Annotated in this window: 25 protein-coding genes and 1 pseudogene; 6 read left to right on the forward strand and 20 right to left on the reverse strand. The window is 36.9% G+C overall.

All coding sequences use genetic code 11. From position 1 onward, the window contains the following. Positions 1 to 124 precede the first annotated feature (124 nt). Complete coding sequence (locus QNH29_RS25555) at positions 125 to 1546, reverse strand: amino acid permease (RefSeq protein ID WP_283862069.1); 1422 nt, start codon at positions 1544 to 1546, stop codon at positions 125 to 127. 210 nt (positions 1547 to 1756) lie between these two features. Next, the gene (gene nadE, locus QNH29_RS25560; protein ID WP_283862070.1) at positions 1757 to 2572 is read right to left on the reverse strand and encodes an NAD(+) synthase; all 816 of its coding nucleotides are present in this window, start codon (positions 2570 to 2572) and stop codon (positions 1757 to 1759) included. Between the two features lie 158 nt (positions 2573 to 2730). Between nadE and QNH29_RS25565 the strand changes: the two genes are divergently transcribed. Next, the gene (locus tag QNH29_RS25565; protein ID WP_283862071.1) at positions 2731 to 3243 is read left to right on the forward strand and encodes an acyl-CoA thioesterase; all 513 of its coding nucleotides are present in this window, start codon (positions 2731 to 2733) and stop codon (positions 3241 to 3243) included. Positions 3244 to 3273: 30 nt separating this feature from the next. Here QNH29_RS25565 and QNH29_RS25570 read toward each other — a convergent pair whose 3' ends face one another. The 3 genes from QNH29_RS25570 to QNH29_RS25580 form a co-directional block, all read right to left on the reverse strand. Beyond that, the gene (locus QNH29_RS25570) at positions 3274 to 4245 is read right to left on the reverse strand and encodes a cation diffusion facilitator family transporter (RefSeq protein WP_283862072.1); all 972 of its coding nucleotides are present in this window, start codon (positions 4243 to 4245) and stop codon (positions 3274 to 3276) included. A 134-nt stretch (positions 4246 to 4379) separates the two neighbouring features. Next, a complete protein-coding gene (locus tag QNH29_RS25575) occupies positions 4380 to 4613 on the reverse strand; it encodes a hypothetical protein (RefSeq protein WP_283862073.1) in 234 nt (77 codons plus the stop codon). 12 nt (positions 4614 to 4625) lie between these two features. After that, positions 4626 to 5627, reverse strand: a complete 1002-nt coding sequence (locus tag QNH29_RS25580; protein WP_283862074.1) for an AI-2E family transporter — start codon at positions 5625 to 5627, stop codon at positions 4626 to 4628. Positions 5628 to 5858: 231 nt separating this feature from the next. Between QNH29_RS25580 and QNH29_RS25585 the strand changes: the two genes are divergently transcribed. From QNH29_RS25585 to QNH29_RS25595, 3 genes are all read left to right on the forward strand, one after another. Beyond that, positions 5859 to 6077 carry a hypothetical protein gene (locus QNH29_RS25585; protein WP_179595258.1) on the forward strand — a complete coding sequence of 73 codons (219 nt, stop codon included), beginning with the start codon at positions 5859 to 5861 and terminating at the stop codon, positions 6075 to 6077. Between the two features lie 59 nt (positions 6078 to 6136). Further along, entirely contained in the window at positions 6137 to 6778 is a 642-nt protein-coding gene (locus QNH29_RS25590) for a DUF2085 domain-containing protein (RefSeq protein ID WP_283862075.1), read from the forward strand. A gap of 136 nt (positions 6779 to 6914) precedes the next feature. Continuing rightward, positions 6915 to 7379 carry a hypothetical protein gene (locus QNH29_RS25595; RefSeq protein WP_283862076.1) on the forward strand — a complete coding sequence of 155 codons (465 nt, stop codon included), beginning with the start codon at positions 6915 to 6917 and terminating at the stop codon, positions 7377 to 7379. 51 nt (positions 7380 to 7430) lie between these two features. On the opposite strand, the gene QNH29_RS25600 is transcribed toward QNH29_RS25595, so the two are convergent. Genes QNH29_RS25600 through QNH29_RS25610 form a run of 3 tightly spaced genes read right to left on the reverse strand, consistent with a single transcriptional unit; the run spans position 7431 to position 9216 of the window. After that, a complete protein-coding gene (locus QNH29_RS25600; RefSeq protein WP_283862077.1) occupies positions 7431 to 7778 on the reverse strand; it encodes a 2Fe-2S iron-sulfur cluster-binding protein in 348 nt (115 codons plus the stop codon). After that, a complete protein-coding gene (locus QNH29_RS25605) occupies positions 7778 to 8626 on the reverse strand; it encodes a family 1 encapsulin nanocompartment shell protein (protein ID WP_283862078.1) in 849 nt (282 codons plus the stop codon). The genes QNH29_RS25600 and QNH29_RS25605 overlap by 1 nt, the downstream gene beginning before the upstream one ends. A gap of 20 nt (positions 8627 to 8646) precedes the next feature. Then, positions 8647 to 9216, reverse strand: a complete 570-nt coding sequence (locus QNH29_RS25610) for an IMEF encapsulin system ferritin-like cargo protein (protein WP_283862079.1) — start codon at positions 9214 to 9216, stop codon at positions 8647 to 8649. Positions 9217 to 9379: 163 nt separating this feature from the next. On the opposite strand from QNH29_RS25610, the gene QNH29_RS25615 reads away from it, so the two are divergent. After that, entirely contained in the window at positions 9380 to 10054 is a 675-nt protein-coding gene (locus tag QNH29_RS25615; RefSeq protein WP_283862080.1) for a spore coat protein, read from the forward strand. Between the two features lie 82 nt (positions 10055 to 10136). On the opposite strand, the gene menC is transcribed toward QNH29_RS25615, so the two are convergent. The 12 genes from menC to QNH29_RS25675 all read right to left on the reverse strand — a co-directional run bounded on the left by menC (position 10137) and on the right by QNH29_RS25675 (position 21811). Beyond that, positions 10137 to 11246 carry an o-succinylbenzoate synthase gene (gene menC, locus QNH29_RS25620; protein ID WP_283862081.1) on the reverse strand — a complete coding sequence of 370 codons (1110 nt, stop codon included), beginning with the start codon at positions 11244 to 11246 and terminating at the stop codon, positions 10137 to 10139. A gap of 22 nt (positions 11247 to 11268) precedes the next feature. After that, positions 11269 to 12651: a YjiH family protein gene (locus QNH29_RS25625; protein ID WP_283862082.1), complete on the reverse strand. Its 1383-nt coding sequence runs from the start codon at positions 12649 to 12651 to the stop codon at positions 11269 to 11271. Positions 12652 to 12688: 37 nt separating this feature from the next. Next, a complete protein-coding gene (locus tag QNH29_RS25630; protein ID WP_283862083.1) occupies positions 12689 to 13543 on the reverse strand; it encodes a MurR/RpiR family transcriptional regulator in 855 nt (284 codons plus the stop codon). 306 nt (positions 13544 to 13849) lie between these two features. Continuing rightward, entirely contained in the window at positions 13850 to 15124 is a 1275-nt protein-coding gene (locus tag QNH29_RS25635; RefSeq protein ID WP_283862084.1) for a TRAP transporter large permease, read from the reverse strand. Continuing rightward, a complete protein-coding gene (locus QNH29_RS25640) occupies positions 15125 to 15616 on the reverse strand; it encodes a TRAP transporter small permease (protein WP_283862085.1) in 492 nt (163 codons plus the stop codon). A gap of 13 nt (positions 15617 to 15629) precedes the next feature. Next, positions 15630 to 16655: a TRAP transporter substrate-binding protein gene (locus QNH29_RS25645; RefSeq protein WP_283862086.1), complete on the reverse strand. Its 1026-nt coding sequence runs from the start codon at positions 16653 to 16655 to the stop codon at positions 15630 to 15632. 381 nt (positions 16656 to 17036) lie between these two features. Further along, positions 17037 to 17384, reverse strand: coding sequence for a hypothetical protein (locus QNH29_RS25650; protein ID WP_283862087.1), 348 nt, complete (start codon positions 17382 to 17384; stop codon positions 17037 to 17039). Between the two features lie 311 nt (positions 17385 to 17695). After that, positions 17696 to 17947, reverse strand: a complete 252-nt coding sequence (locus QNH29_RS25655; protein WP_283862088.1) for a response regulator transcription factor — start codon at positions 17945 to 17947, stop codon at positions 17696 to 17698. A 95-nt stretch (positions 17948 to 18042) separates the two neighbouring features. Then, entirely contained in the window at positions 18043 to 19407 is a 1365-nt protein-coding gene (locus QNH29_RS25660; protein WP_283862089.1) for a 4Fe-4S binding protein, read from the reverse strand. Beyond that, complete coding sequence (locus QNH29_RS25665) at positions 19407 to 19940, reverse strand: hypothetical protein (RefSeq protein ID WP_283862090.1); 534 nt, start codon at positions 19938 to 19940, stop codon at positions 19407 to 19409. Before QNH29_RS25665 ends, QNH29_RS25660 begins: the two co-directional genes overlap by 1 nt. A 340-nt stretch (positions 19941 to 20280) precedes the next feature. Further along, complete coding sequence (locus QNH29_RS25670; RefSeq protein ID WP_283862091.1) at positions 20281 to 20493, reverse strand: DUF2933 domain-containing protein; 213 nt, start codon at positions 20491 to 20493, stop codon at positions 20281 to 20283. Between the two features lie 325 nt (positions 20494 to 20818). After that, entirely contained in the window at positions 20819 to 21811 is a 993-nt protein-coding gene (locus tag QNH29_RS25675) for a F510_1955 family glycosylhydrolase (protein WP_283862092.1), read from the reverse strand. 444 nt (positions 21812 to 22255) lie between these two features. Between QNH29_RS25675 and QNH29_RS25680 the strand changes: the two are divergent. Continuing rightward, positions 22256 to 23049, forward strand: a pseudogene (locus QNH29_RS25680) (HAMP domain-containing sensor histidine kinase). The last annotated feature ends 71 nt before the right edge of the window (positions 23050 to 23120 follow it).

The raw sequence follows: 23120 nt of genomic DNA on the forward strand, positions 1-23120 counted from the left end.
ATCTTAATATAATCTTTTGTAGATGTAAAGGAAAATATAAAATCTACACAATTTTATCATTCCCTATTTTCTCAACTAAAATGTAAAACACCTGCTAAAATCCCAGCAGGTGTTACATTTTTTATTATGCAGATAATAGTTCATGCTCATCTTTAGCGTGTTTTTTATTAAGCGGTCCATAAAAGAAGATTCCACTTGATAATAACACAATTCCAAATATAAAAGTCTTTAGATCAGAAGTTCCTGATATAATGACCCAAACTGAGTAGATGGTGGCAACTGTTGCAATGACTCCGTCTATCATTCTTGATTTTGAATTGTTGTAGGATTCACCTGTAATAACTAATTTCAACTGATAAACAGAGGCAATAAAATATGGTACTAAATAGGCTAAAGTTGCAATGATAATAATAAAATCAAAAGCTCCTGAAATCGACTTAGATATAGTTGAAAAGATAAAGATTTGTGCAATCCCGTTTGTTAGAACAAGTGAGAATATTGGCAGTCCTTTTTTGTTTTCTTTTAAGAAAGCAGGAAGGAATAATCCTTGCTTTGCAGCTTGATAAGGTACTTCAGCACTTAGCATTACCCAGCCAATCGTGGAACCAAATAAGCTGACTAACCCAATAGCTGCTAATACTTTTCCACCGATTGGTCCCATTACTGTTTGAATCGCATCTATTAATGGTTTTTCGGAATTGATAAGTGTATTTTGGTCCAACATCCCCATCACGAGCGTGCTTATCCCAATATAGATACCTAGAGCGATAAATAGCCCGATAATCGTTGCCCGTTTTACATCGATTTTCCTCTTAGCACGGGACGCAAACACAACAGCGGATTCTAATCCACAGAATGCCCAAAGCGTCACCAATGCTGCATTGTTAACCTGTGACATTAAACCAAATGTTTGACCTGAATCACTTATTCTCGTGTCTACCATTGGCATGATATTTGTTTTATCAAAGGTAAAGAGTCCAACAATGATAAATAGTAAAAACCCTGTCACCTTTGCAGCTGTTGCAGCGAAATTCAATTTCCCAGCACTTTCTAAGCCGCGTAAAATAATAAAATGTGTCCCCCATAGGAGAACTGTACAAACGATAAATGTAAGTCCATTTCCTACCTTAAGTGTGAACCCGCCAATAGTGAACCAATCAGCCTGACTTGTTAAAATCGGGAAAAACGTTGATAAGTAACCAGCAAAGGTTGTAATAATTGCCACATTTCCAGCTAGGTTTCCAATCCAGTAACCCCATGACGCCATAAAACCTGAAAGTACAGAGGCTTGTGATTCTGGTTTAAAAAGCTCCTTCGCATAAATTTGCGGACCCCCTGTTAAATTGGGTTTCCGAATAGCCAAGTTACCGAAAACAAGTGCAATCATCAGTACACCAATTCCAGTAAGAAGCCATGCTAATAGAACTCCCCCTGGGCTTGCTGCCTCGGATAATGAGCGTGGAAGCATAAAAATACCTGAACCGACCATATTTCCAACGACAAGTGCGGTTAATACCCAAAAGCCTAATTTATTTGAAATCCCCATGATGTATCCTCCTATCGAGTAATGCGGATTAATACGGATAATTATTATAGTAACCTAATAATAATACGAGCTGAAATTACAACAGTCAATGGAAAAATGTATCACTCAGCAGTATTTTAAACACAAAAAAAAGTAAGGTAATCTCTTTGTATGATTACATTACTTTTTTGTAATTTTTATGAAAAAAGAAAGGGTGTGATCCCTTCCTTTTTACTTCCACCAGCTGTCGAACATGGAGACTGGCAGCTGACGTTTATGTTCTGTAGCCAAATATCGCTGTTCAATTTTCTCAGCTGCGTCTTTGGAGACAGGTTTTCCTTCCAGGTAATCATCAATCACATCATAGGTAATTCCTAATTCTGTCTCATCAGCTTGACCTGGCTTCTTATCAAGTAAATCAGCAGTTGGTACTTTTAAATATAAACTTTCCTCTGCTCCTAACTCTTTCAGCAATGCTTTTCCTTGACGTTTGGATAATCCGCTTAATGGCAGGACATCCGCTCCACCATCACCATATTTAGTATAAAAACCTGTAACAGCTTCTGCTGCATGGTCTGTACCGATTACAAGCAGACCTTCCATACCGCCAAAGGCATATTGTGCAATCATTCTCATTCTTGCCTTCACATTTCCTTTGTGATAATCACTTAATGGCTTTTCATTCGTAACAGAATTATATTCCTTTTGAACAGCATCCACCGCACCTTGTATGTTGAAGGTGTACTCACGGTCTGCCTGAATAAAGTTTAGAGCACGTTGTGCATCTGCTTCATCCTGCTGAATCCCATAAGGTAAACGTACCGCAATAAACAAAGCCTCATGTCCTTCTTGACGAAGTTCCTCCACTGCCAATTGAACTAACCGGCCTGCCAGCGTTGAATCCTGTCCGCCGCTAATGCCCAGTACATACCCTCTCGCCTTAGCTTTTAACAAATAGCTTTTCAGAAATTGGATTCGGTTTCGAATCTCTTCCTTTGGATTGATCTCAGGTTTCACATTTAATGCCTTGATAATTTCTTTTTGCATGGTATTTTTTAAACCCCCATCCTATTTCATCATATATGTAATTTATCATAATTACTTAGTGTTCGCTTTATTCGGGACTCTATTCTTTTCCAAATTTAATGATTATGTAATATAATTCTAGTTTAAAATAAATTTATCCTGGCCAATGGAGGAAGAAGATGGACGCAAAAACATGTAATGAATCAAGAGTGGTTCGGACGGGCAGAATTTTCCCGAATGATGTTAACAATCATAATACCTTATTTGGGGGCAAGTTAATGAGTGACATGGACATGGTTGCCTCCATTTCGGCTGTACGACATGCAAGAAAAGAAGTTGTCACCGCCTCCACAGACTCTGTTGATTTTTTAAGTCCGATTACTCAACAGGACTCTGTATGCATTGAATCTTTCGTTACCTATACCGGAACGAGTTCAATGGAGGTTTTCGTCAAAGTGATTGCAGAAAATCTACTAACGGGTAATCGAAAAATTGCTGCTACCGCTTTTTTAACTTTTGTGGCTTTGGATGATGATGGAAAACCAACAAAGGTTCCTGGCATTATTCCTGAAACGGAAGAAGAAAAAAAGCTGTTTGAAACAGGAAAGGATAGAGCCGAAAAACGTAAAGAACACCGTAAAAGCAGTAAGGAACTAGCAAGTTATTTTACAACTGAAAAACCTTGGGAATGAAGATAGGCTGCTATTTTAGCTAGCCTATCTTTATTTTTTTACAGTAGAATTATCATTCCAGTTAATTACTCCATCTTCTTCATCAAACTCAATCGTGACATCAACTACGCCTTTTTCTGCCATGATTTTCTCCTGTAAACGGTCTTTAATATCATCTGCAGCTGCTATCGTTAGACTCGGGTCAATCTCAATTTCCAATTCGACATGCAAGTCTTCCCCTTCTTTGATTACAGCAAGGTCTTGGATATCTTTAACATCAGGGTCAGACATCACTAATTGACCAATCTTACCTTCCATTTCCTCATCTGCCCTGCCAAGAACACCTGCAGCATTATCCAAAAAGACTCGGCCGACAACAAAAAACATCATCAAGCCAATGAGAATCGAAGCAGCTCCTTCAATCCAATGTAAATCCGTAAAATGCGAAATCACGACAGCGATAATAGCGAGTAAGCCGCCGCTTGTCGCTACTAAATCTTCCATGAACACTAGCTTTGTGGCTGGCTTAGCCCTACCGAGATGGGCAAAACTCTTTAAAAAAACACTTGGACCACTTGCTGGTTCACCGACTTCATGCATAACTTCCTTCATTGCCTTATAAAGAACATATATCTCAAGTATGAGGGCAAATGTAAGTACACCTACATTAATAAAGAACCCTTCTGATTCAGCCGGGTGAAGAATATGATGATAACCTTCTTGGATTGTTTCAAAAGCCATAATACCAACGATTAGGACCGCACCCAATAAGACTAAGTTTACCAATCGACCAAAGCCATTTGGAAAGCGATTGGTTGGTGACTTCTTGCTTAAGGCAGAACCAACAAATACGAAAAACTGGTTTGCGGCGTCACCCAGACTATGCATCGTTTCCGCAAACATTGCGACGTTTCCAGTAAACATATAAGCAACGCCTTTAGCGATGGAAATAATAGTGTTAACAATCGCTGCAATCAAAGCAGACTTGTTACCTTTTCTTAATAATCTAAATAATTCTCCCATTATATCCCTTCTTTCTCCTACATTTTTAGTTATCATTACTATTTTCTAAAATAGCGAATTTCATGAACATAGCCGCTTTCCTATTAAGAGAGATTTTCCCAAAACAAAAACCCCCATTGCTGGAGGTTAACAGGTTAAACGTTTTTTAAAACCATATATAAACGGTTATTTCTCTCATTTCTTTCTTCGTCTGAAGCTAAATCATATTTTTTTAACAGATGAAACACTTCATTTAATAAATCTTGTGTATGTTCATTGGAGAAGAATTGTTCAAATAACGGCTTCATGTCTTCCGGTAGAAATGCTTCTTGCGATTCATACTTGTTTCTAACATCTTCATGTGAATGATTCAGTTTGCATTCGCTCATTACAATCACCTTCTATACTTTCTTATGATCTGTTACTTCTAAAACATCTAATATGAAAACAAATACCGGAATACCGATGATTAACCCCCAAACCCCGAAAAAATGTTCAGAGAATATTAATACGAGAAATGTATAGAAAACCGGTAAATTTGTTTTGGATGACATTAAATTCGGATTTAAAATATAGGCTTCAATCGCATGGATGATCATAATTGCGATAAATACATACAGCACAGTCATAATGCCGCCAATGCTATACCCTATGATAACCAGTGGTATCAAAGATATGATTACCCCGGCAACAGGAATTAATCCTAAGAATAGAATCATAATAGACAGTCCGCCTAATTGCGGGAAACCGAAAATCCATAAAGCAATTGTTGTTAGAATGCAGTTTACTACCGCAATGATGATTTGTGCTTCAATCACCTTACCAAAAGTCCCAACAAATTTAAGTGAGAAGAATTCAATTTCTGCGTATATAGATGCAACCTTACTCGTTTTAAATTTCTTGGTAAATTCAACTAAACGAGGCTTTTCCAATAAATAGAACAAACTCATTAATAGCGCAATAAGAATTTGTAATCCAAAAGTACTTATATCCGTAAAATAAGTTATTAAAAAGGTAAAGCCTCTCTCCAAATAATTTGAAATCTGAATTTCTTCAAGCCGGCTGACCAAATAATTTAATATAATATTATCGTGTTCTTTTGTATAGAACGCTGTAATCTGCCTTATTAATGCAGTTATTTCGCCAATAATCATTGGTAAGTATTTCACAAGTCCATATGACAGAAGGCCTACAATAGTAGAATAGGACGCAATAACAAGTATTTTTCGATTGAGTGGTATTTTTCTGTTCAAAAAGATCACTAACCGGTCCATTAAAAACGTGAAAATAAACGTAAATAGTATCAAATTAATCATATCTTTTAGTCCGTAAAGCACTAATGCAAGTAAGACAAAGATAGAAATTCTTTTAAAACCGCTGCTTTTTATCAGATTATTAATCATATACTTTTACCAAACCCCATTTTTATGTCCTGAAGAACTATATTTTAAGTTTATTATAACAAATATGTACATGATTGTTACTTCTAAGTCTGAATCTTTTTAGTAAAAAGATTCATTCTTTCGTCATGGGAACTGCATGAAGAAAAATTCATAGGGAGACAGGCAAAAACTCCTGCTCCTCATCATACATATTCAAAGAGCACAGGATTGATTTGAACGGAGGGGATTTTCGTGTCGGGAGGTCAGAGAGCACTTTTATACATTTTGTCCTTTATCATACCTGTAGTAGGCATTATCCTTGGGATTGTATGGATGAATGATCAAGATTTAGACAAGAAAGCTATCGGAAAAACCTGTTTAATCGTTGGTATTGTTTCGATTGTCCTTAGTTGTATTTGCTGGTTTGCCGCTTCAGCATTGTCGATAATCCCTGCTTTTATGACGTATTAATATAGGCGGATAACCCAATTCTTTTAATTGAATTGGGTTTTTCAGTAGGAGTGATGGAGTTGCTTCATGATATTTTACATTTCTTTGGGAGAGCGATTTGTCACCAATTCGAAGTACGCTCTCTCACAGTATCCGGTGACGTCCTTGCAGTATGCGCCAGGGACACTGGAATTTATATAGGTATTTTCTCTACCTTAATGTATTTACATTTCTTTAAACGCAGACAACCTATAACCATACCCTCTATTAAAGTAAGCTTTTTACTTCTGTTTTTCCTTGTTCCTTTAATGGCAGATGGACTAGGATCCTATACCGGCCTTTTTGAATCGAATAATCCACGGCGTTTATTGACGGGTATTTCTTTTGGGCTTGTATTGCCTTATTTTACATATCCACTACTATCGAAAAAGTATTTTTATCATGACAGTGTGCCTGTTATAAGCAAAATACAAGATTTTATTGTTCCACTAGTGGTCAGCGTTTTATTAGGGTGCCTATTTTATATGGGTTGGCCGTCTCACATCGTACTGGATGGCTTTATTATCGTTACTGCCATTGGTTGGTTTAGTCTATTAGCTTCTTTCTTGTTTCCATTCATTACAAGATTCAAAGTGAGGATGTTTTTTTCCCTGTTAATTAGTTTTTCTTTCCTTTCGATTCTTTCATTAGCACATGCGTGGATTCTTTCCTTTCATATGTGAGGCCATTTTCAATAAAACTTTCCATTAATTGGCTTCTTTTTATCGTCAAAATTAGGCTGTTAATTCCATTGACAATGATTCTCATTATCTATAAAATCAACACTATAAACAACTTCGGAAATGGGGGATCATCATTATGTTTAACATGCTATTTGGGTTAAAGGATATTCACACGGTTATCGCAAATCAGCGTAAAATTGGCGGTGCTGCAGAAGCAGACTCTATCACTCTATCTTCTGGTGAAATCTATCTAAACCCAGTGTTTACAAATGTTGATTTCTCTAAAGGACAGTATGTATCTATTGGTTTTATTGATGGTGAAGGACAGAACATTATTGCCCATGTAGATCAAATTGCGGTTATAAAAGGATTAGAACATAAACTAATTTGTCAGCTAAATAATACCTATATAAAACAAATGCTCGTTCGTGATACACTACAATACCTGCAAAAGCTTTGTGAAGTTAACGCTGGATTTGTCACAAAAACCTTTAAGAAAGAGGCTTTGAGACTTGTTCAGGATATAAGTGTAAATGAATTAAACAAACACAATATCTCACTACCATTCCCTGTTGAAGACAAAATTATAAAGTTGGCATAATAAAAAATGAGGTCCCTTCGCTGGACCTCGTTTTTTTTTATTGGATTAAATTTAATGTATTTCAGCCTGACAGGCTAGGCGATACCCGTTGGTTATTTCATTCTTTAGTTTTTTCTGCTCCTGACTGTTTGGGGCAGATAATCTAGGACCTATTAACACTTTGACCGTACACTGTCCGCACGTTCCTTTTCTGCATTTATAATTGATCTGCTTACCTTGATTCAGAGCTATATCCAACAGCTTTCCTTTTACAGGATGAATGTCCATCCTTTTGCCGTTTTGCTCTACAGTAATCACTTCCGTCTTGATTACTTTACTTTCGGTCTGTTCTGATACAGGTGGTTTGGCAATCAGCCTTCCCGGAATAAGAGACCCAACAGTGTATACACGATTGTTCATTAGTCCCCCATGGATTCCAATGTGCAAATGGCGGAAGGGCGTTTTATTCGTAAAACAACCGTCTCGTAAACACGGAAAGGATGATTCATACCTTCTACACCCAAGTAAGCAGTATCAAAATCCTCTGAAATAGCCAAATCGAGATTATTTCTTCCTGTATTTAGCAGCACACCCGATCTTCCTTTTAAAACAGGTGATTGGAATACACCGTCCGTAACTAACTCCCGAATATGTTCGATTTCCAATACATTTGTATCACGGTGAACACGATGAACGAGAGAATACAGCTGTGGTGATAGCACAAGAGCAAATGGGCCATTGTGGTTCATCTCCAGCAGTTTATTTCTTGCGTCCACAATATCTTGAAAGGCATTTCCAGATTCATACCATTCACCGATCAAATGTGTTAAACGCCCTGGTACATTCATTAAACCAGGAATATCAAATTCCCGGGTTCCATGAAAGATCATTTGATCTTCTAAAATCGCAACATCCCGGGCTGCATTGGCCGCGGCAGAAAAATCAATTGGGATATCTAATACCTTTGCCTGATCCAAATCACGCCAATATAATACGAAATCCTTATAAAGTAATGGTATCGTATAGTTCACCCTTTTACTTGCTTCAATATCCGTATCGAAGGATCCTTGGAAGTCCATTTTCGCTTCTAAGTTTTCTGAAAAAATATCATTAAAAATGCTCTGGACACCACGCCCCAATGGGCCATATAACTCAATAAAGCGGCGGCCTACGAGCTGTCTTCGTGCTGCCTCAATTACCGTTTGGTCTAATTGTGTAAACTCCTGACTTGATAACGGTGAATCCGGGTATAATTGTGTTTTGTTCATTTGCTTCTACCTCTCTTTCCCTATATTAAGCTGCCCACCGTAAATCCTCTTCTCTGTTTTGTCTGAGGAATATGGGCAATTACTGTTGCAGTGGCTGACCGATCTAAATGATCATGGTGCTCATCATGATAGGCATGGGGGTCAACAAAGTTGGTGTCAAATCGGCTGTTGATATCGATTAGCATTTGTTTTACTTGCTGGTAATCCTTATAGGATACTTCCCTTAGACTATTTAATAGAGTGCTTCGCTCTTCATCAGTGAAGCGAAATAGTGCTAAGTCAAGATGTTCGACGAAATTATGTAAACCAAACTTTTCAAGGTTAAGTTCCTGTAAAAGTCGATTGAATTCATTGTTGGCTGGAGAAAACTCTTTTTCATCTTTGACTTGCTGAAATTTTTGAATAAGGGGGATCAATACGACCAAACGGGATAGACGCTGTTCCTCTTCTTCATAAATATGGTGATAGTACAGCCTTTCATGTTCATCAGCTGCATTTTGAATGACCGGATCAAGCATATTCATGAATTTTTCAATTGCATCTTTTGTTGTCGTAAATATCTGATAAAAAGCCCTTAACTCTTCTTGCATTCACTCGCACCTCCAAATACTCTCTACCTGACATTATTGACGTTGTTTGTTTTTCTAAAACCTTTTGGTTACAATCTTTTGAACAAATCGTTTAGATGAATAACTATGGTCAATTGAAAACATAATAACTATGGCTGTTATCAATCAATTAGGAGGAGAAAATATGATGCAAAATCAGCAAGGTCAACAAGGACAAATGCACCAAAATATGCATACAGGTAATGTTCCCCCGCAGATGAATCACGGTGGTCATGAAGTGATCGACTTAAATGAGGTGCTTTCATCCGCAATCGGTACTATGAATCAGTATTTAATGCTACGTCAGCACGTAAAAGACCCTGAATTACTCGATATACTAGATCGTCAATATAAATTTATGCAAGATGAATATAACATTACTTTAGAGTGCTTCAAATCCGGTCAAAACCCTTCCCATCCAACTTCAAGCTATAAAATGAATCAAGGGAACGATTTCATTTATGGAATGACACCGGCTCAGCCAAAGAAGCCTTTTCAATCTGTAGCTGAAATTAATGATGAATACATTTCTAGTTGTATGCTTGCATCTTGTAAGTCAGGTGCACAAATGAAAACAATGGCAGCACTGGAGTCAACAAATCCAGTTGTACGCCGTGTACTAGCAGATTCAATTCCAAACTGCATTGAAATGGGATATGAGCTTTCCATTTATCAAAATAAACATAAATACTATCAAGTACCACAATTTGCGGAGCAAGATATGATGAACTTCTTCAATGCATTTGCACCAGCACAGGGAATGCCGCAAGGGCAAATGCCAAATAACAATGTGAATATGAACAACAATATGCCGCATTAAAACAAAATGGCCATTCTATTTCTGTTAATTCAGGGCATAAAAAGCGTTCCATTCTTCCTAAGAATGGAACGCTTTTTTCATTTTAGCTATTAAATGTTTTTGAATACAATGTCTGGTCGTCAATTTTTGTTATAGACGGTTCGAAGCCGATTCCCGGAAGGTCTGGAACATGGATATATCCGTTATTCATCACTACCTCTGGTTGAATAATATCCTCTTTCCAGTAGTGAGAAGAAGGAGCTGTATCACCCGGCAGTATGAAATTAGCTAACGAAGTAATTGCAATATTGTGAGCCCTGCCGATTCCTGCTTCCAGCATTCCTCCGCACCACATCGGGATGTCGTTCTTCACACATAAGTCATGAATCATTTTCGACTGTGTCAATCCGCCAACCCGGCCGATTTTTAAATTAATGATTTTACAACTGCCTAATTCAAGCGCTTTTCGCGCGTCCTCAACTGTATGAATGCTTTCGTCTAAGCAAATAGGCGTCTGAAGTTTCGCCTGGAGCCTTGAATGGTCAATGATATCATCACAGGCCAACGGCTGTTCAATCATTGTTAAATTGAATTGATCCAATTGCTGCAGGTGTTCAATATCCTCAAGCGTATACGCACAATTGGCGTCTGCCATTAGCGCGATATCAGGAAACTGCGCCCGGATAGCCTTTAAAATATGAATATCCCAATCTGGCTTTATTTTTACCTTTATTCGTTTGTAGCCATCGTTCAGATATCCTTCAATTTGTTGAAGCATTTTGTACTCAGAATCCTGAATTCCAACACTTACTCCAACTTCAATTTTGTCTTTTACCCCACCCAGGGCTTTTGCTAATGAAATGTTCCGATCACGTGCATACAGATCCCAAACAGCACATTCAAGGGCAGCCTTTGCATTATAATTTCCGCGAATGTGCTTGAATCTTTCTGAGACCTCATCTGGATGCTGAATAGGTTCTTTTAATAACAGCGGAATCAGGAAATCACTCATCATATGCCAATTGGTTTTTACCGTTTCTTCATTGTAAATTGGTTCGATAATCGAAACTGATTCACCCCAGCCCGACAAGCCGTTTTTACCTTTTACTTCTACGATAATAAAATCCTTGTCATACTCCGTCCCTACACTTGTTGTGAAAGGATTTAACAGATCCATTTTAATATGTCTTAATACGATGCTTTTTATCTCCATTTTTTTTATCCCCTTGGTTCGTTTAAAAAATAATATGAGCAATGACAACAACAATCGGTAATGTAATCATGGTGCGCAGGATGAAAATGAGTACTAGATCTTTAATAGTAATTGGGAGCTTTGAACCAAGAAGCAAGCCGCCCATTTCTGACATATAAACAAGCTGTGTAACGGAAACACAGGCAATAACAAATCGAGTCAATTCACTTTCAATTCCACTGCCGATAACCGCTGGCAAGAACATGTCTGCAAATCCAACAACCATCGTTTGAGCAGCTTCTGCTGCTTCCGGTACTTGCATTAAAGTCAAAATAGGTTCAAATGGTTTTCCAATAATCGTGAACACGGGAGTATATTCTGCAATCAACAAGGCAGTTGTTCCAATCGCCATTACAATTGGCAATACACCCATCCACATGTCTAAGACATTTTCAATACCTTCTCTAACAACCTGTGAAACACTTTCATTGGTCTTTGCCTTTTTTAACGCTTGGTTTAGACCCCAGCGGGCAGGAGTAAACTCTGAAGGAATGTCATTCTCTTCTTTAAATTCAATCCCATCGTAGCCAGTATCCGGTTTTCTTGAAAGCGGTGGGATTCGCGGCATAACTATTGCTGCAACTAACCCGGCAAAAATAACCGTCATATAATAATGGATGAAATAATCACCAAGTTTTAAATATTGAGCAACAACAATCGTAAAGGTAATGGAAACAACTGAAAAAGTGGTTGCAACAACAGCTGCTTCACGTTTTGTATAATAGCCATCCTCATACTGCTTCGTTGTTAACAGAACGCCAATCGTTCCATCTCCTACCCAAGAAGCAAGACAGTCCAATGAAGAACGGCCTGGAAGCTTAAATACTGGACGCATTATTTTTATTAATAAAGCGCCAAAAAATTCAAGTAACCCAAAGTTTAAAAGAAGAGGTAATAAAAATCCTGCTAAAAGAAAGGTAGTAAATAAGATTGGCATTAAATCATAGAGTAATAGAGCGCCAGTATTTTCAGAGTAAATCATTGCCGGACCCAGCTTAAATAGTGTGATGACAGCAAAAATCAAACCTAAAAAGCGTGCAGACAGCCAAAACTTATTTACAACTAGCAGTTTGCTAAGAAACCGGCTGTTCACTATAAATGCTGGTTTTATAACGACTGCAATAAAGGAACCAATGACAGACAGAGCCATAACTCCAACGGTAATCGGCGGAATACTTGCACCTAATAAACCATTTATTTGGTTAGCAAAATAAGCCACAGGGATTGTAATTCCATCCTCAGCTTTAAATGGAATCATGAATAAAATTACACCCAATATTGATGGGATAATAAACTTTAAATAATCAGCGTTTGATCTCACTGACACTTCATTACTTGCTGTTATCTCCTTCGAAAAGTCGTTCAATTTAATAACCCCCTAAAAATATATTTTTTGTAAAGATTTATTCCAAAAATAATTCCTGTTCTGTATAGACCTTTTCTAATTTTTTCTGTCGAATGCTGATTCTATCGATATCTTGATGATGGATCGCTGCGATGAGTACTTCCAATAAAGTGATAACAGAAGCAATCGAGTGATGATCGGATTCCATTTGTTCTTCAGTTGTTAATGTTATGTCTGAAACCTGACCTATAGGTGATAATTGCCTATTAGTAATGGCAATGATTTTGGAACCTTGCTCTGCTGCAATTTTTACTAGTTTAAGAGATTCTCTTCTGTACCGGGGAAAGGAAAAAATAATAACAACTGATTGTTCTGTCAGGTCTGAAATATCCTCAGCCAAAAAACCCGTTGGACTGGATAGATATACATTTCCTCTGAACTGCTTTAATGTGTAATAAAACCAATAAGCTGCACCATAGGTACTCCCAAACCCGCCGATATAAATGGAATCGGCCTTAATAATTTCTTCCGCAGTTCTCAAAACTTCATTTGTGTTTAACTGCTGTAATAACTGCTGCAAAATCAGTCTTTCTTGGTCTATAACGTTAGTAAAGAGATGACTATCTGAATCCGCTTCCATGTTTGAAGGTCTATCTTCACTCTGAGGATACTTTCTTACAAGCCAATCTTTGCGAAGTTTTTCCTGCAGCTGTGAAAAGCCGCTGAATCCAAGAGCGTATGCCAGTCTAATCACCGTGGTTTCACTAACGCCAACTTTCTTGCCGACCTGGTATGCCGTTAGCAACGCGGCTTCATTCACGTTTTGAATGAAAAATTCTGCTACCTTTTTCTGGCCGGGAGATAGTAAAGAAAAGTTTTCTTTGATCACTAGGTTTAATGGTTTTTGATCCATCAATCGTTTCCCCCACGGTAGTGAAGAAGGAAAAACTTCATAATCAACATTATAAAGTAACAAATCCTTCTATCACAACTAAAATTTTTTATATTCTAAGTATTCAAAAAGCAACATCAATGCCGAATATGCAGTCTATTAACATCTTATTTATGAAGGAAAAACTTCACAGATAGAATAATACCGCATTATATAATTAATGTGCAATAAAAAATTGCATTTTTAGTCTAAAAAAATTATAATTATGCACTTCATGCGAAGAAAAAAAGGTTATCCTTTTTTCCGGATAACCCTCAGTTTAAAAAATTATTGCAAAGCTGTTGGAAGCCAAAGAACCATTTGCGGCCAAAACGTAATAATCGCTAAAGCAACAAAGGATGCTGCCAAGAACGGCCAAATGGACCTAGTTAATGTTTCTAGTTTAACATTCCCCAGTGAGGAGGCAATATATAAACCTGCACCAACTGGAGGCGTTAACAAGCCAATTGTCAAGTTTATACAGATAACAACTCCAAAGTGAATAGGATCGATCCCATACTTTGCTAACATAGGTGCAAATATAGGAACTAGAATGATAAGGGCAGCAATCCCATCCATGAACATTCCCACGATTAAAAGAAATAGATTGACGATTAACAAGAATATAATAGGATTATTGGTTAATGCGGCCATCCAATTGGCAATTGCCTGCGGGATTTGCTCAAATGTAAGGACCCAGCCAAATAAATTGGCCATCGCAATTAATAAAGTAATCGTAGCAGTCGTCATTGCCGTATTTATCATGATTTTAGGAAAATCTTTTATCCTTAATTCCTTATAGAAAAAGAACCCGACAATCAAGGCAATTACACAGGCAAATGCTGCTGATTCTGTAGGTGTAAAAACTCCGCTTAGAATGCCAACAATAATAATCGCAGGAACAAGCAATGCAGGAATGACTTTAATAAATGAGCTGCTTATTACAGAAAAAGAAGAACGTTTATGTGTAGGCCATTTTTGCTTCATACCTGTATAGGCGATTAGTATAATAAAGGCCAGCCCTAGGATGATTCCCGGCATGACACCGGCAAGGAACATGGCGCCAATAGATGCTCCTGAAGAAACACCATAAATAATAAACAGCATACTTGGCGGGATGATTGGCCCAAGCAGTCCTGCTGCAGCTGTCGTAGATGCACTAAATTCTCTTGAATATCCTTCCTTTTCCATAGAAGGCACCATTGTACGGCTCATCATTGCAATTTGTGCAGTAGCTGAACCGATAATAGAGGCAAGCATCATATTAGATAAGACATTGACGTAGGCTAAACCGCCGCGAAAATGTCCGACTATTGTTTTCGAAAATGCGATAAGACGCTTGGTAATACCTCCTGAGTTCATCAGTTCTCCCGCCATCATAAATAACGGAATTGCAAGAAGACCATAGCTTTCAAGCCCAGAATACAGTCTTTGTGGAGCAGTGGCAAGCAGCCCCATATTATTAGTTAGCACTATATACATGATGGAAGTTATTCCTAATACAAATGAAATAGGAACCTGGAGCAATAGTAATACAATAAAGATTAACAGAGCAATAACCATCTATAGTGCCTCCCTTTTATCGAGGAAGTTTTTGGCCATTAAATCGATTGAATGGATGGTCATAAAGAAAAAGCTGACAGGAACACTTAAATATGGAATGATCATTGGCAATCTCATGGAGTTAGATCTTTGCAGCATGATGGATGGAGATGAAATCCATATGATGGATAAATAAAAAATGTAAGCTACAAAAACAAGAGCTGCCAATAAACCAAGCCCAAATAATATCGTTTTTATCTTCCCGGAAAAGCGGTCCATAAAAAGAGTTACGGCAGCAGAGCTTTGGGTTTTGATTCCCAAGCTCCCGCCGATAAAGGTTAGCCACACTAGCGAAAATATCGCTGTCTCATCTGACCAGTTTAAGGGTGCGCTCAATACATAACGGAAGAAGACTCCCAATGAAAGCGAAATTAACATGGTCAGACATAGAATAATCGCAATGAATTTTTCGACCTTATGGAATAAGTCGCTGAGTCGGTGTATGAAAGTCATAAGCATTCCTCCACTACTTGCCTGCTTCCTCTAAAAATGATTTGATGGTCGGAGACTTTTCTGTATATTTTTTCTCTACTTCTTTTTTAATGTTGTCAAAACTGGTTGTATCTTTGAGTTCCTCGACCTTTACACCATTTCCATTCAATGTTTCCAGGTTATCTTTTTCACGTTTTAAGGCATCTTCAATTCCCCAATCAACCGCAGTTTTCATGGCCGTTTTCACAATTTCTTGGTCTTCCTTTGATAGCTTTTCAAAGGATGTTTTACCCATAACGATAACTGTTGGGAAAGTCGTATGATTTGTTATCGTGAGATTTTCGGCATTTTCATAATATTTTTCTGTAACAAGGGCATCAAGGTCGATATCGATACCATCAATAACCCCGGTTTGAAGCGAAGTATAAACTTCAGATAGCGGCATGGCAGTCGGTCCCGCACCTGTAGTGGCCCAGAAATCTTGAATGGCAGGGCTTCCAATAATACGTACTTTTTTCCCTTTTAAATCTCCTGGTGAAGCAATATGCCCTTTTTTCATCAGGATATGACGGTTACCGGCAAATCCAAAATCCAAACCAACTAGTCCTTGACTATCTAATTCTTTTAACATTTCTTTAGCAGGCTCGGAATCTCTTAATTTCACTGCCTCTTCTAAACTACGAAAAGCAAAAGGCATAAACCAAGCATTTAATGACTCCTGACGGGTGCTCATGTATGCATTGGTTAAAAAGCCAAAATCCAATGAGCCTGTTTCTAATTGTTGTACCATGTCTTTTTCTTGGCCCAATTGAGACGCAGGGTATACCTCAAGCTTCATTCTGCCATTTGATAGCTTATCCAATTCTTCTCCAAACTTCAGTGCTGTTTGGTGCCAAACATGGCTCTCCTGGGTAACATGTCCTGCCTTAAAAGTATAAGTTGCTCCTTCTTTACCAGCAGTTTCTTCACTTGTTCCGCCGCTAGCACACCCGGCTAAAACTAAAGCGAAAGCGGATAGAATGGCAATGAGTGATAGAAAACGAAACTTCTTCTTTTGCAATGTTATTTCCCCCCTAAAAATAATTTAAATCATAGACGCACAAGGTCGCCGTTTGTAAAAAGAATTACCTTCACATCTTTATAGTGAAAGCGGTTCACTTATATTATAAAAGATAGGAGATGAAAGTCAATTTGTATTTAGAAAATTTATTATATTCTAAATAGTAGAGTTAAAAAAATTTTCTATTAAGATATGGCTGTACGTTATCAACGGAAAACATTCTTTCTTCATATATCCATTAGAGAAGATTTCGACTTTATAAAGGAATTAAGTATAAAATTTCAAAAAAAAAATAAAGCACAACCTTTCCAATCGAAAAGATTATGCTTTACGTTTTGGGATATAACAAATTATTCTGAAAAACAGATGTACCTTTCCTATTTAGGCAAAGTTCTTCATTAATATAATCATCAAACCGCTAAAAAAGACAATTATCCCCAAAAAGAGTAAAATTGCGTTTAATGTTTCTCTTTTCTTGAATTTTTTGTACTCTTTATACGTAATTTCTCCCTTTGCAAATCTTACCCCAAACGAGTTTGGTTCAACAAAATACACATTACCTTCATTATCTTCTAAAACTACTTGAGTAATTAATCCTGCCCCAGATTGCGACTTTTGATTGTTAGCTACAGAATAATCTACCCTAATCAATTTGTATATAGAACTTTTCCTTATATTTTCATACATTTCAGTAGCTTGTTGTTCAATAAAATTAATAGGTGCACACACAATTATCACCTCATTAGATTGATTTTAGGTGAGATATTATTACTTTATTATACAGTCCTTTTTTCCTTAGTACTAATAATTTTCCCTAGACCAACTTTTATTTTATTTTATGATTTTTTTCCATTTTGACAACAACCATCAACATTAAATAAAAAAGAAGAACCACTATGGCTCCTCTTTAAGAATTTATAATCAAATTGTTACTTCATTATTCTTGTGAATTAATGATTGAACATATTTTATTAGGGTATATTCTTCGATTGGCTTAGATATATGACCATTTGCACCACTGTTAATACTGTTTATAATATCTACTGCCTGATGGCTGTCACCATTATAATAGGAATATTTGAAAACTCCCTTATTTCCCTTGTTGTTTCCCATCCATCTTTACCCGGCATCATAACATCCATAATAATTAATTCAGCTTTTTTTTGTTGCAAATATACAACTGCTTCATGACCAGAAGTCTTACTAACACAGTTAAATCCATATGGAACTAAATAGAGTTCTAACAACTTTAGCATTAATGGCTCATCATCTACTAATAAAATTTCAGACATGGTTGGCACCTCTTTTTTTAAGATGCTTTTATAAGTTAAGGAAGCACACCGACTTCAGTTCCAGCAATTAGACTATTTTCAGACAACTTCTATAATTAAACCCTGTGACTCATTGGAAGTGAGAATAAATAAATATTCGCAACCGCAAGTGCAAACATAAGGATATAATATGGCAGCATTGCTTTGAATGATTCCTTTTTTCCCATTCTGTACACTACATAAGTGGTACCAACTAAACCTACTAAAATAATCAAATACTGAATCATTTGTACCGTTGGGGTGGATGCAAGACTTAAGCTGGCAGGATTCGACTTTACTCCAAATAAACCAATAGAGTTATACCAAATTGCCTTTCCTTCAGTAAAGATATGGAATAGGTTATGACCTAGGTGACCTGCTAAATCTAAAGGAATAATTGCATATCCAAAACGGGTAAAGTTCTTCTTCACTGTACCTTCCATTCCAAAGAATGATGCAATCTTTGCAGTACCTAATAATAGAAGAATAGGAATAGCCATTGCAATGATAAAGGCTACAGTAAAGTTTACAACATAACTATCCGTTCTAGTAACAGTACCAATAGCATTTAAAATAGCCTGCCATGGTTCAAGCATCGTAATGTTCTGTACGAACACAATCCCCATGATAACAGCAGCTAATGAGGCATGCTCAAGCTTGGGATTCTTTAAGCCCCACAATTCTTTTGTAGGAATTCTCGTTGTAATTTTAATAGATTCATTTGGACAGTTTTTCACACAATTTCCACAAATATTACATTCTGCACTTGACTCCATTGTTCGTGGAAATTGGAACATTGGACATCCTTCAACTTTCTCCGTTCCTTTGTAGCATGATTGGACTTTACATGTTTTACAAATATCAGGGGTTGCCTGTACTTTTACTGCTCCAGACCGTGCATAGTTACCGGCCAGACCGCCTAGGAAACAAAGTGTTTTACAGAATGTTCTTCTTTCATAAAATACTGAAGTTGCTACAACCATTGTTACTAATAATAGAAGTAAATAACCTGATCCTCGCGGCGATTCTACAATTCCCCATACGTGATCACTATATGTAATTGCAATAAAAAATAAATCAATTAGCCAAATTCCATACTTTCTTAAAAATTTAGGCATTGGGCGATTGGCACCAATTGTTTTTCGAATGATATCACTTAATTTTCCAAATGGACAGATTGCACACCAGAAACGACCTGCTACTAAAAATAGGATTGGTATGATCGGCCACCAAAGCACCCAAGTCATGGTTGTACCAAAGTTTTTACTCGGATTGACTGTTCCCATTACTAATTCAAAAACAATGATAGAAAAAACGGTGATAACAATCCATTGAAAGATACCTGGATACCATTTACTTCTTACAAACTTATTAACAACTGGAATAGATAAGAGATCAAAAGGTTCTTTTTCTGGTTTTAAATTTTTCTCTGGCAATGCCATTATTTAATCCCCTTCCTTCTAAACCATTTATTCCAAACACCTATTAAAATAAATGATAGATTAACTGCTCCATACGACCCTAGTACTTTATAGTTTGGAGGAGTTTCTACTACCGGCCCATGATGATCACCAGCTCCTGCTTCCTCTTCATGAGCACCTTCCTCTTCAGCATGGGTATCTGCTTCTTCACTTTGGCCGTCTTCCTCTTCACCGTGGGCAGCCGAAGCCTCAGAATGACCATCTGCCGCATCGGAGTGAGCGTCTGCCGCTTCCGTATGAATGTCGGCCTCTTCAGGATGCGCCTTCGCCTCCTCGGCATGGGCATCCGCTTCTTCTACATGAGTAGCTGCCTCTCCTAAATGAGTATCCGCGTCCTCACTATGTTCCTTTTGTTCACCGGTTGTTCCATTTCTGAAATTCTCTGTTGCGTTCTTTACATTACTGTCATCTGAATGTCCTTCATCTGCTGAAACTGTTACATTAAAACCGAAAATAAATGCTAAAGCGAATAAAGATAAAAATATCTTTTTCAATCTTCCCACCTCCACAAAGGTAATTACGAATAAAATATTTATATTGGGTACATCTATAATTTACTGGGTATGTTTGCAGTTTTTATGCATTTTTAATGGAGATAATATGTCATATCCCTTTTATTCCAAATTTGTTCATACATTTGTAATAAAAACATCTTTTTGAAAATTTGTTAAACCGAATCTACTATTTAAGATGGCTATTTTAAAAGGTTTGGTAAACTTACCAAACCTTTTTTGCATCCTTTATGATTACCTCTCTCTACCAAGAAAATAGGTTATTTTTTATTCTTTTACTTTTTAAAATAGCCGTAACCTTTTAATGGAAACGGCTTTAAAACTATGACTCTTTTTCTTTTTTCACTAGCTCTAAAAGGAATATTATCTCCTCCCGCTGCATCTCATTTTCCTCTTGAAGATACTTAATCTTTTTATTTAAGTTCTTTAAAATATCTGTTTCATCATAGTGTTTATGCTTCCCTCCATGGCTTTTCATGCAAAGAATCATCATTATAGGACAAAGTAAAATGAGTAAGTATGATAACCATTCCATAACATCGCTCCTTTTTTACCTTTCTGATTGTAGTTATGACGCAACCAAAATGTACTCTTCCTTTTTCATTTTCTTATATAACTTTGCATTTTCTTAGGAGTTTGAGTGACGATTTTTTGAAATATTACGGCGACCATTAAAAAAAGCCCATCAGATTAGCTTTTTCTGATGAGCTTTTAAATACCAGCCTGCTTCGTAAATATAATAATGGACCCATAATCTTCCTTAACCAGAAATGTAATTACGCTTTTTCTTTATTCTTGGCTCTAATATGGCTGTTAGGAAGGGAGATTCAAGAAAACCTTCTTCTTTGTCTGATGATGATTTACTGTAACTTGCCCTCTTCTACGACAAGCTTCCAGGTTTCCGCACCATCAGTTGATTGATAGATGCTTCCATTAAAAGAAACAAACGTCATTTCTTCTTCATTCTGGGGATTTACTGCAAAATACAGAACAGCGTCCTGCTTCAACTCTGGAAGAATAACTTCCTTTTCAGTCTCGTCATTTAATGACCGCTTTACCAGTTTAGGTGTACGTCTATAACTGCCGTACCATAGGCTATCTTCTGTAAAAAACACTGAAGTTCCCTGCATCTCATTTGTGATAAGTTCGAAACTTTCTCCTTTATCCTTTGACAAATAAATACCATTCTTTCCTGCGGCAGCTACTATAGCAGCATTATCTGGATGTAAAGCAACACTTAAGATTTCATCGTTTAACCCATTAACGTTTGCTTCACTCCATGTCTCTCCACCATCTTCACTCATATAGAATTTGTTTGATTCCATTAAAGAGTTTTTCTCTGGATTTAAAACAAAAATTGCGTTGTTTCTATACCCAACACCCATTACATGAAAATCAGTCTCACCCTCGAGTGTAATATCTTCTATCGTTTCTCCATTATCAGTACTTTTTTTGATGCCTATAGGATTTGGAAGCTTTGAATCTGCACCTGGATGCCCACTTGAATAGAATCCCTGCTCTGTAGCATTAAACCCCATATAGTCATTATTTTCTTTTTTCGTCTTATACCATTTCCCATATTCATAAATCTTTAGGCCATCATGTGCAGCAAAAAAGACAGCGTTTTGATTGCCCGCATAACCAATTCCGTGGATATGGTCAATGTTTCCCTTGAATAGTTCAAAAAAACTGTTTGATGAAACAGCCCCTTTTACATCATCGTTAATAGCAGTATCTCCACCATTCAGTGATTGTTCATCAGTTTTTTTTGGCGTCTCCTTAGCTTCCTGACCACATGCGGCTAAGCTACATATAATAACCATCAGTCCTATAGTACTTAATATCTTTTTCAATTCATGCTCACTCCTAAATATTTTGAAGATGCTATTTTCCATTGTATCAAATAATACTAGCCAAAAATAACTTGGCTGTCCAAAATCTTAGAGGTAACTCCAAACACAATTAAGCTGCCGATTTCTCGACAGCTTAATTAAAAGAATATGTTTAATCTTCTGCAAGTAGAAATGCGATTTTTTGTATAGTCGTGCCTTTTTGTAATCTTGAGTTTTCTAATAGTTGGTATTCACTCACTAATTTATTGTATTCTTCGTTTGTTAGTTTTTTTTGTCTTTTTGCATCAAGATGCAGCGAAATTGCAATTTGTGAACACTGATGATGTCCAAAAGCTCATTTCCCAATTAAATAAACATATTTTTGTTGCATCGCTTTTAATCATATTTACTGTCCTAATTTTGATTTTCTTTTTATCGAAGGCTTTGACAAAGCCTTTGATTACTATGAAAGAAGCCACAAAAAAACTTAGTAAAGGTGATTTTACTGTTACCCTTCCTAAACCGTCTAACGATGAATTAGGTGAACTTTCTCATAGCATCCAAACGCTTGCGAATGACTTAAAATACTTAAAACAGGAAAGGAATGAATTTTTAGCTAGTATTTCTCACGAACTTCGAACTCCCTTAACCTATATTAATGGATATGCAGATATAGCTAGGCGAACAAACCTTGAAGAAAAGGATAGAGTACAATATCTTGAAATTATCAAGGAAGAATCCCAACGTGTAAGCAGTTTACTAAAAGAATTATTTGACCTGGCAAAGTTGGACCACAATAGGTTTTCCATAAAAAAAGAAAAGGTTAATTTATGCAATTATATCCAATCTATTTATGAACGAGTTTTGCCAGCCTTTAAAAACAAGGATATACAATTAACTTTAGACTGTCCTAAAAACTTATTTATTGATTTAGACCCAATTCGATTTGAACAAGTTTTAATAAACTTATTAGATAATAGTCTTAAATACTCTAGGGAATTTAGTACCACCTCTATAAGGGCAATTGAAGATAACGGGATAATCGAAATTACTATTATGGATCAAGGCGTAGGTATACCAGAAGAAGATCTCCACATATTTTTGACCGCCTTTACAGAGTAGATAAATCTCGTTCAAGAGCCACAGGTGGATTCGGTCTTGGCCTCGCCATAGTAAAGCAACTAGTCGAAGCCCACGGAGGAGAAATTACGGTTGAAAGTCAAGTTGATGTTGGAACTAGCTTTACTATCACTTTTTAAATAGATGATATAGATTCAGTTTAAAAAAGCAAAAAACAACGAGGACATTCGTTGTTTTTGCTTTTTCATCA

The organism is Neobacillus sp. DY30 (assembly GCF_030123065.1).
Lineage (GTDB): Bacteria > Bacillota > Bacilli > Bacillales > Cytobacillaceae > Neobacillus.